Consider the following 9,694-nt stretch of genomic DNA (forward strand, 5'->3'; position numbering starts at 1 on the left):
GGCCACAGGCGGCGCGGGCGCGGTGGGGCGGGTGTCGAGGCGGGCGTGGGCGCCGGGGCGGGCGGCGCGAGGGGGGCCAGTTCGGCCGCGACCGCGGGTTCCTCCGGTTCCGCAATCGGTACGGCCGCGGGAGGCGGGAACGCGGCAGGCGTCAGCGCAGGCGCCGCCGCCGGTGCCTCGCGCTCGACCTCGCCGACGAAGCGGTAGCCCTGCTTGGGTACGGTCTGGACGTAATCGACGCCGACGTCGCGTTCCAGGGCCTTGCGCACCTGCCAGATGTGCCTGCCCAGGCTGGCTTCGGTGACCACCGTGTTCGGCCACAGGCAGGCGAAGAACTCGTCGCGGGTGATCAGCGAACCGGCCCGGCGCAACAGCACAAGCAAGGTGTCGAACACCTTCGGCGGCAGGTCCACCGGGTCTTGCCCATGCCACAAGCGACGTTGGCCGGCTTCCAGGCGGAACCCGCCGAATCGGTAAATCTCGTTATCAGACATGCACTTACCCGTTGCGCCCAACGAGGGGCGGGGGCCCCTGTGCGCGGCCATTCTCGGGCCTGGCGAGGCAAAAATCACAAAAAAAAGAAGTTTTCTTCCGCGCGCCGGTACCGGCCGGGCGACTACGGTGCGTCCTCACAGGCAAGGACGGCTCAGGACGGGCCGGGTGGCAGCGGCGGTCGCCGCTTCGTCCGGCGGCTCGCGACTTGCCCTGACGCACGCACAGGAGCGTTGACATGATCCACCCAAGGTATGCCGCCGCGCTGTTGACGATGGCCATGAGTTCGGCGATGGCCGCCGCGCCGACGGTCGCCCCGCCCAAGCTCAAGCCCGGCCTGTGGCAGATGAGCAGCCCGCAGGCCGAAGCCGCCGGCGCGCAAGCGAGTTGATGCGGATGCCGGCGATGCCGGGGCGCTGAGCCTGTCGCATCGCCGCACGCCGCAGCCGGCAATCGATCACCACGCAAGCCGCAAAGCCATCCCTGGAGGGTTCCATCATGCTCACCCACGTCCGTTCCAACCTTTTACTGCTCCTCGCGCTGGCCGCCGCCGTCCAAGGCTGCAGCCGCTCCGGCGAGCCCCCCGCATCGGCCAAGCAGCCGGCGTCTGTCGAGGCGCGGGCACCCTCCAGCCCCGCCGTGGAGGCGCCGGCTGCCTCCGCTGCACCGGATGCCGCCCGCACCCAGCCCCGGCTCAAGCCGGGCCTGTGGCGGGTCGAGGACGGCGTGTTCGCCGGACTGGTCGACACCGGCAAGGCCTTCATCTGCATCGACGCCGCCAGCGAAGGCATGATCAACCGCGGCCCGGCCCGGTTCGCCGCCGACAAGTGCAGCACCAGCGTGTCGAACAAGGAACACGGCCTCTATCTCGGCCGCACGGTGTGCAAGCTCGGCGACCACAACGTGATCACCCGGCTGCGCATCGACGACGGCCAGATCTATTTCCGCGACGTCATCACCCAGCCGGCCGCGGCCACCGACGACAGCGGCGAAAAAGTCAGCGACTACGCCGAGTGGACCGCCGAATGCGGCGCCGATCAAAAGCCCGGCCAGGCCTTTGCGCAGGCCTACGACAGCACCGACATGAAGCCGGTGGATCTGCCCGAGCGCTTGAAGCCCGCGGCCGCCCACTGATTCCGGATGCGCGCCGATCGGCTGCGATCCGAGAGTTTTTGTCGCCGCCGCACACGACGTACGGTCGGCGTTTTCCCGAACGAGGTGATCGATGAAGAAGTGGGCGGCGCGGGTGTTGAAGATCGTGCTCGGCGTGGCGGCGCTGCTGGCGCTGGCGCTCGGTGGCGCCTTGTGGCGCGGCGCGCAACTGCGCGAGCGGCAGGTCGATGTGGCGGTCGCGCCGCTGGCTTACGCCGAGCCGACGCACGGCGCCTTGCAGCACGGCGGCTATCTGTACCGCTCGCGCGGCTGTCAGGAATGCCACGGCGGCGACGGCGCCGGCCGCGTCTTCATCGACGATCCCAACGGCCTGCGGGTGCGCGCGCCGAACATCACCGGCGGCGCCGGCAGCGCGATCGAAGGCTACCGCGAACGCGATTGGGTGCGCGCGATCCGGCACGGGCTCGATCGCGATTCGCATCCGCTGATGATCATGCCCAGCGAGGACTACAACCGTTTCACCGACGCCGATCTGGCCGCGCTGGTCGCTTACGTGCGGCAACTGCCGCCGATCGCCGGCGGTGCGGCGGAACTGCGCTTTCCGTTGCCGGTGCGGGTGGTGTATGGACTGGGGCTGATGCAGGACGCGGCGGCCAAGATCGATCACGCCCTGCCGCCGCCGGCGCCGGTCGCGGTGGCGGCGAGCGTCGAGCACGGCGCCTACGTCGCGGCCATGTGCCAGGGCTGCCACGGCCCGGGCTTCGGCGGCGGCACGATTCCCGGCGCGCCGCCGCAGTGGCCGGCGGCGGCCAATCTGACCCCGGGCGCGGGCAGCGCGATGCCGCGTTACGCCGGCTTCGACGCGTTCAAGGCGATGATGCGCAGCGGCCGCCGCCCCGACGGCGGCGCGATCGACCCGGCGATGCCGTTCGCGACGATGGCCGCGCTGGACGACACCGATCTGCGCGCGCTGCATCTGTACCTGCGGCAGTTGCCGGCGAAGGCGCAGGGCTCGCGCTAGACCGGCGCGCATCGGCCGGCGGATTCCGCGTCAGTCGCAATATAAGCCGTTGTATATGGAAACGACGCCGAAACCGGATGAGTTGCTGGACTCGTTGTAAAGGTCTGTTCAATGCATCTGTTTCGAGTATCGAGCCATCTTTTTTTGCTCGTCATTCCCACGAACGCGGGAATCCAGTTTTGGCTCGTCATTCCCGCGAACGCGGGAATCCAGTTTTGGCTCGTCATTCCCGCGAACGCGGGAATCCAGGGCCTTTCGTGCGAGAACGTTTGAAGTCTCTGGATGTTCGGCTCCGCCGAAGTAAAGCGGAGCCCGCGTTCGCGGGAATGGCGAGCTGAAGCACCGGCGAGGGCATACAGCCCCCGCCGGCGTGGAACTCAGTTCGGATAGCCGCCGATACGGTCCGGACCCCACAGCTCCCACTGCTGGGCCCAGTACGGATTCTGCAGCAGACGCTCCGACGGGGTGTAGTACGGACGCGGGAACACGTCGGTGATGCCGGCGCCGGACACGGTCTGGACTTCGCTGTCGTTCAAGACTTTCATCGAATCACTCCTCAGGGTAATGCCGGAATCGCTTCCCGGCGAAGCCTCCGCCCGCACCGGCGTTCGCCAGGACGAGGGATACCCTTAGTTCGTAATCCGCGGCGCGAACCCGACATCGGCGCGTCGCAAGCCGCCGCTCAGCCTTCGATCGGCCCGGCGTAAGACACCGCGACGATCGCGAAGCGGGCCATGCCGCCGGGCAGCATCGCCTCGAATTCGTCGTCGACGCGGCGCTTGAGCATGGCCCGCGCCAGCGGCGAGTCGATGCTGATGTAGCCGAGCTTGGCGTCGGTTTCGTCCGGGCCGACGATGCGGTAACGCGCCAGCTCGCCGTCGGCGACGTTCTCCACTTCGATCCAGGCGCCGAAGAACACCGATTGCGGATCGGTCGGCGTGGTCTCGATCACCCGCAGCAACGGCAGGCGCTTGCTCAGATAACGCACGCGCCGGTCGATTTCGCCGAGCTGCTTCTTGCGATAGATGTACTCGGCGTTTTCCGAACGGTCGCCCTCGGCCGCGGCCGCGGTCAGCGCCTTGACCACTTCAGGACGGCGCACCCGCCACAGGTCGTCCAACTCGTGCTTCAGGCGCGCGTGGCCTTCCCGGGTGATCAGGGCGGTGCTGTGTTCGGCAGGGGGGCGCCATCGGCCCATCGCAAAGGCATCGCAGCAAGCGGGGCGGCCGTTATCGCAGAGTGGCGCCCGCGGTTCAAGCGCGGCGCCGCGCGGGCGAGGCCCGGCGCGCTTGCAATGGCCCCGATCCATCGGCAAGGCTGTGCGTCGCGAAGACCCGCCGCACGCCGTGTTCCCATGCTGATCCTGCCGCTGCACCGCCCGTTCACCCGCGCCAACTTTCCGTTCGTGACCATACTGCTGGCGCTGGCGAACGTGTTCGTGTTCCTGGCCCTGCAAAGCGGCGACCGCGCCGGATTGGAGAAACTGCGCCAGTACTATCTGGACTCGGGGCTGGGGCGGATCGAAGCGCCGGCCTATGAGCAGCATCTGCGCAACACCGGCCAGGCCGACGCGAGCGCCGCTTTCGCCGCGGCCGGCGAACGCGAGCGGCTGGCGTATGTCGGCGTGCACACCCTGACCGACGTGACCTTCGCCCAGGCGCTGCGCGGCGGCGCCCTGTTTCCCGATGCCGGTACGCTGGAGCAGTGGCGGCCGCTGCGCGCGCGCTACGAGGCGATGCAGGACGAGGTGTTCACGCTGCGCCACATCATGCGCAGTTCCGAAATCGATCCGTGGCGGATGTTGTCCGCGGCGTTCCTGCACGGCGATGCGATGCATCTGATCGGCAACATGGTGTTCCTGCTGGCGCTGGGCCTGCTGGTGGAAGGCGCGGTGGGCCCGCTGCTGTTCGTCGTGCTGTACGTGCTCGGCGCCTACGGCTCCAGCGCGGCGTCGCTGTGGTGGCGCTGGGGCGAGGCCGGCGGCGGCCTGGGCGCGTCGGGCGCGATCGCGGCCCTGATGGGCGCGTTCTGCCTGGTCTGGGGACTGCGTCCGGTGCGGTTCTTCTATTGGATCGGGGTGATCTTCGACTACGTGCGCGCGCCGGCGATCCTGCTGCTGCCGTTGTGGCTGGGCTGGGAGTTGTACAACCTGTTCGCCAATCAGAACCTGGGCATCGGCTTCGACGCCCACGCCGGCGGCCTCATCACCGGCGCGCTGATCGGCGCGGTCTTCGTCGCCCTGGGCCGCGTGCGCGAAGCGTTCGTCAGCGACTACGCCGACGCCGCCGCGCCCGATACGCGCTGGGAGCAGGCGCAGCAGCACCTGGGGCGGATGCAGTTGGCCGAGGCCGACCGCCTGCTGGAAGAACTGCTGCGCGAACAGCCGCAACGTTTCGAGCTGCAACTGGCGCGTTACCGCGTCGCCCGCAATGGCGGCCGTCGCGACGTGCTGGATCAGCGCCGCCGCGAGTTGCTCGCCGCCAGCGCCGACACGGTGGAAGGCGCGCAGGCGCAGGCCGAGGCCCTGGCCGCGATCGAGCAGGCCGGCGACGGCATCGACAGCGCGCAGCGGCAAAGCCTGGCGCGGTGCTGGATCGGGCTGGGCGCGCTGGATACGGTCGAGGCGATGCTGGATCGGCCGGTCAGCCGGCAGTGGCCGGAGGAAACCCAGGCGCAGTTGTGGTTCGAACTTTCGCTGGGCTATCGCGACCGCCAGGCGCGGCCGCAGCAGGCGCGGGTGTTGCGCGCGCTGGTCGAGCGTCATCCGCGCCAGCCGCAGGCGGACAAGGCGCGATTCTTGCTGGAGCACGAACTGGCGGCGCCGGGCTGAGGCCGCGGCGCCGCGGGTTCTTCAGACTTTGGCCGGCGCCAGCGGCTTCAGCGCCGCCTGCAGTTTCTCGCTCAGCGTCGCGTCCTCGCAGCGGGTCAGGGCCTGTTCGAGCAGCGCGCGCGCTTCGTCGTCGCGGCCGAAGCGATCGACCAGCAGCAAGGCCGCATCCAGCGCCCAGCGCGGCGCCGACGGGTTGCGCGGCGATTGCCGCAGCAGCGAGCGCAGCAGATCCAACGCCAACTGCGATTGACCGGCCATGCGCGCGCGTTCGGCCAGGCGTTCGGCGTGTTCCATCTGCATAAGAGTGAACTGCGGATCGGCTTCGATCGCCTCGCGGATCACGGTGAGGGCGCGGGTCTCCTGCTTTTCGATCATCAACAGGTTGAGGTACTGGCGCGAGTGCTCGGTGCGCTCGGCCGCGTCGCCGTCGCTGCGCAGCAGGCGGTGATACAGCTCGTGCACCTCCGGGGTCACCGAGCGCACGCGGATTTCGCTGCGCAGGATTTCCTTCGCCGCGTCGTTGTGGCCGTCGCGGACCAGGTTCTGCGCGCGTTCGAGCAAGTCGCCGTCGCGGTTGGACAGCGCCGGCAACTGATGGCGATGGCTTTCCGGGTCGTAGCCCAGTTCCTCGTGATACTGGTAGACCAGATAGCCCATCAGGTGGAACGCGGCGAACAGGCCCCAGAACGACACCAGGTTGAGCAGCGGGCCGCCCAGCAGCATCGGCATGAACTTGTTCATCCAGATGCCGGCGGTGGCGACGCTGGCCTGGATCACGAACAACAGGCCGAACACCGCCAGATACGGCCAGCCCACGCGCGCGACGATGCCGAAGGAGGTGGCCGGATTGAGCGCGTTGCCCAGGCTGCCGTCGATCGCCAGCGACATGATGCAGCCCGGCTGCAGGAACACGATCACCGCCAGCGCGAACAGGCCCACCACCGGCCCGCCGAACAGCATCGCCACCAGCACGACGACCATGTAGATCAGCTGCAGCGCGATCAGCCGCCAGACCACGCCGCCATCGACCTTCAGCACGCTCTCGGGCGGGTCCATGCGGCCGTCGGCGGTGGCTCGCAGGATTTCGAAGGCGTACTTGTACGCCGCCAGCCAGGTCACGATGGACAGCAGCCAGCCGATGCCGGGCACGACGCTGAGGAAGGTGCACAGGGTCAGCACCAGCAGGGTGAAGAAGGCGGCGCCACGGATGGGGTAAAGCATGATCTGCCGCAGCCGGTGCCAGAACGGGACCAGCTGCGCGAGGGTCGAGGTGGATTGCATGGCGGAGGCGTCGAAACCGTGATCGTCGTTATGGTTCGGCTACGTTAGCCGATCCGGTCGCGAATTTATCCATGCTTCGGCACGGCCGCCGGCATGAAGAGGCGGGCCGGACCGACCGGCCCGCCTGGATGCTCGCCAAAGGTGCGGTGGCGCGTTGGCGACGTTCGTGCTTGCGCCCGCGCCCGCCGGCCGCGGTGCGCTTACTGCGCGGCGCTGGCGCGCTTGAGGCTGTAGTTGAGCTGCGAGTCGATCGCCTTGCCGTCCTGGTCGAGCTGGCGGATTTCCTCGTGCGAGACCACTTCGAACAAGCGATCGGCGGCGCTCTTGCTGTTGGGGTCCAGGCGCAGGCGCTTGCCGTCTTCTTCCGCGGTCCAGTTGCCGTCGCCCTTGGCGTTGCCGTCCTTCTTGCCCTGGTAGCTCTCCTCGATGGTGTAGCTGCCGTCGGCCTTGAACTCGATCTTGGTGTCGATGCCGCTGCAGTCGGCGCAGGGCAGGGTGCCGCTGAAACCGCCGGCGAAGGCGGCGGCGTCGAAGCCGGGCTTGGGGGCTTCGGCGACGGGCGCGGGTTCCGCGGCGGGAGCGGGGGCGGGTTCGGCGGCCTTGGCGGTTTCGGCGGGGGCCGGCGCGGCTTCGTTCGGCTTATTGCACGCGCTCAGCGCGAGCGCGGCGAGACAGGCGAGGGCAAGCAGTTTCTGATTCACATGCGGCTCCTGGTGATGAGTGGAAACGTTCTGAACTCACTGGTTGCAATGGCGTCCGGATCGGACCCGATCCGGACGCCGCGCGAAAGCGATGCGCGACTGCGTTCGGCCCACAACTTATGCGGGCGGCGGCGCGTGAGGGTCAGCGCTTGCCGCCGAAGATGCCGCCGAGCAGGCCGCGCAGGATCTGCCGGCCGACCTGGCTGCCGACCGTGCGCGCGGTCTGCTTGGCCATGGTCTCGACCATGCCCTGGCGGCGCTTGGTGCCGAACACGGCGTCCTTGACCGCTTGGCCGAAACCGCCTTCTTCCTGATCGTCCTGCTCGCGGGTCTTGGCGGCCGGCGCCTGCGCCTGCTCGGTCGCGGTCTGCGCGCGCTTGACCAGCATTTCGGCCGCCGATTCGCGATTGACCGAGGTGTCGTACTTGCCGCCGACCGGGCTGCCGGCGCGCACCTGCGCGCGTTCGGCCTCGGTGATGGCGCCCATGCGGCAGCGCGGCGGCGCGATCAGGGTGCGTTCGACCGGCATCGGCACGCCCTTGTCCTGCAAGGTCGATACCAGCGCCTCGCCGGTGCCGAGCTTGGAAATCGTTTCGGCGACGTTGAGCGCCGGATTGGGCACGAAGGTTTCCGCCGCGGTCTTCACCGCCTTCTGGTCGCGCGGAGTGAACGCGCGCAGCGCGTGCTGCACGCGATTGCCGAGCTGGCCGAGGATGTTGTCCGGCACGTCGTCGGGGAACTGCGAGCAGAAGTACACGCCCACGCCCTTGGAACGGATGATGCGCACGACTTGCTCGACCCGCTGCTGCAACGCCGCCGGGGCGTCGTCGAACAGCAGATGCGCTTCGTCGAACACGAACACCAGCTTGGGCTTGTCGATGTCGCCGACTTCCGGCAGTTGTTCGAACAGTTCCGACAGCAGCCACAGCAGGAAGCTGGAATACAGGCGCGGCTTGAGGATCAGCGAATCGGCGGCGAGCACGTTGACCACGCCGCGGCCGTCGCTGGTGGTGCGCATCAGGTCGGCCAGTTCCAGCGCCGGTTCGCCGAAGAAGTGGTTGGCGCCGTCCTGTTCCAGGCGCAGCAGCGAGCGCTGGATCGCGCCGACCGACTGGCTGCTGACCAGGCCGTAGCTGGTGGAGATGTCCTTGCGCTCGTCGGCGACCAGGCCGAGCAGGGCGCGCAGGTCTTCCAGGTCGAGCAGCAACAGGCCGCGGTCGTCGGCGAGCTTGAACACGATGTCGAGCACGCCCGACTGGGTGTCGTTGAGTTCGAGGATGCGCGCGAGCAGGGTCGGGCCCATTTCGCTGACGGTGGTGCGCACCGGGTGGCCGAGCTTGCCGAACAGGTCCCAGAACACCACCGGATTGGCGGCCGGCGCCCAGTCGGCGACGCCGATCTCGGTCAGGCGCGACTGCAGCTTGTCGTTGCTGGCGCCGGGCACGGCCAGACCGGCGACGTCGCCTTTGACGTCGGCGAGGAACACCGGCACGCCTTGGCGCGAGAAGCCTTCGGCCAGGGTCATCAGGGTGACGGTCTTGCCGGTGCCGGTGGCGCCGGCGACCAGGCCGTGGCGGTTGCCCAGTTTGGTGTGCAGGAAGACTTGCCCGCTTTCGGGCGTGGTCACGGCCTTGCCGATCAGGATGTCGTTCTGGTTTGCGCCGGGGGTCGGGGCCATGTCCGTGTCCGTGGTTCAGTGAAAGAGCAGGGGCCGATTCTAGCGGCAGCGGTGAGGGGTTCGTGAACCGTCGTCTTAGCGTGGCTTGGGGCGGCCGATGGGCTTGGTGCAGGTAGTGGTATTCCCGGGGTGGGGTTCGTTGTAATTGCAGGGCGGGTCGAAGCTCATTTTGTTTTTTACTTTTGCTGCTGAATTGGCCGTGGCTGTTGCCTTGCCCTTGCCCTTGCCATGGCCGTGACTACCGCAGTTGACGTGGCTCCTGCTTTTGCAACTGCTATTGCCTTAGCTGTTGTTATTGCTTGGCCGTGGCTTGGCGCCGCTATTAACTCGCGAGACCAGGGACACCCGGAGGGCGGCGCACATGGACGTGCGCCGGGTCCCGCCGTGGGCAGGATGCCCACTGCGGGACCTGCCTGCGTCGGCATCGCACTCGTGGCTCTTGATTCGAAACAGCCCAAAGCCCTTTCTTTGGTTACTTTCTTTGTGGCTTTGGACAAAGAAAGTGACCCGCCGCTCTATGGCGGAAGCGTTTAGCGTTTGATCTTGCTTGTAGTGTTTGATCTTGCTTGAAGCGTTTG

Annotated in this window: 10 protein-coding genes; 4 read left to right on the plus strand and 6 right to left on the minus strand. The window is 68.1% G+C overall.

What is annotated here, in order from left to right; all coding sequences use genetic code 11:
- The coding region (locus tag J7J50_RS24515; protein ID WP_215097607.1) for a winged helix-turn-helix domain-containing protein at nt 1–494 on the minus strand (494 nt) is incomplete at its 3' end.
- 236 nt (nt 495–730) lie between these two features.
- Between J7J50_RS24515 and J7J50_RS24520 the strand changes: the two genes are divergently transcribed.
- The 3 genes from J7J50_RS24520 to J7J50_RS24530 all read left to right on the plus strand — a co-directional run bounded on the left by J7J50_RS24520 (nt 731) and on the right by J7J50_RS24530 (nt 2,626).
- The gene (locus J7J50_RS24520) at nt 731–883 is read left to right on the plus strand and encodes a hypothetical protein (protein WP_215061187.1); all 153 of its coding nucleotides are present in this window, start codon (nt 731–733) and stop codon (nt 881–883) included.
- Between the two features lie 107 nt (nt 884–990).
- Entirely contained in the window at nt 991–1,626 is a 636-nt protein-coding gene (locus tag J7J50_RS24525) for a hypothetical protein (RefSeq protein WP_215061185.1), read from the plus strand.
- 91 nt (nt 1,627–1,717) lie between these two features.
- Entirely contained in the window at nt 1,718–2,626 is a 909-nt protein-coding gene (locus J7J50_RS24530; protein ID WP_215061183.1) for a c-type cytochrome, read from the plus strand.
- Between the two features lie 377 nt (nt 2,627–3,003).
- Here J7J50_RS24530 and J7J50_RS24535 read toward each other — a convergent pair whose 3' ends face one another.
- Nucleotides 3,004–3,171 carry a hypothetical protein gene (locus J7J50_RS24535; RefSeq protein ID WP_215061181.1) on the minus strand — a complete coding sequence of 56 codons (168 nt, stop codon included), beginning with the start codon at nt 3,169–3,171 and terminating at the stop codon, nt 3,004–3,006.
- 137 nt (nt 3,172–3,308) lie between these two features.
- Nucleotides 3,309–3,824 (minus strand): transcription elongation factor GreB, encoded by a 516-nt coding sequence (gene greB / locus J7J50_RS24540; protein ID WP_215061179.1) that lies wholly within the window; start codon nt 3,822–3,824, stop codon nt 3,309–3,311.
- 156 nt (nt 3,825–3,980) lie between these two features.
- Here greB and J7J50_RS24545 point away from each other — a divergent pair, with 156 nt between their 5' ends.
- Complete coding sequence (locus tag J7J50_RS24545; protein WP_215061170.1) at nt 3,981–5,456, plus strand: rhomboid family intramembrane serine protease; 1,476 nt, start codon at nt 3,981–3,983, stop codon at nt 5,454–5,456.
- 21 nt (nt 5,457–5,477) lie between these two features.
- On the opposite strand, the gene J7J50_RS24550 is transcribed toward J7J50_RS24545, so the two are convergent.
- From J7J50_RS24550 to J7J50_RS24560, 3 genes are all read right to left on the minus strand, one after another.
- The gene (locus J7J50_RS24550; protein ID WP_215061168.1) at nt 5,478–6,737 is read right to left on the minus strand and encodes a DUF4013 domain-containing protein; all 1,260 of its coding nucleotides are present in this window, start codon (nt 6,735–6,737) and stop codon (nt 5,478–5,480) included.
- A 200-nt stretch (nt 6,738–6,937) separates the two neighbouring features.
- Nucleotides 6,938–7,438: a copper resistance protein NlpE gene (locus J7J50_RS25330; RefSeq protein ID WP_215061166.1), complete on the minus strand. Its 501-nt coding sequence runs from the start codon at nt 7,436–7,438 to the stop codon at nt 6,938–6,940.
- Nucleotides 7,439–7,580: 142 nt separating this feature from the next.
- Entirely contained in the window at nt 7,581–9,116 is a 1,536-nt protein-coding gene (locus J7J50_RS24560; protein WP_215061164.1) for a helicase HerA-like domain-containing protein, read from the minus strand.
- Nucleotides 9,117–9,694: the final 578 nt, after the last annotated feature.

The organism is Lysobacter sp. ISL-50 (assembly GCF_018612875.1).
Taxonomy (GTDB): Bacteria; Pseudomonadota; Gammaproteobacteria; order Xanthomonadales; family Xanthomonadaceae; genus Lysobacter.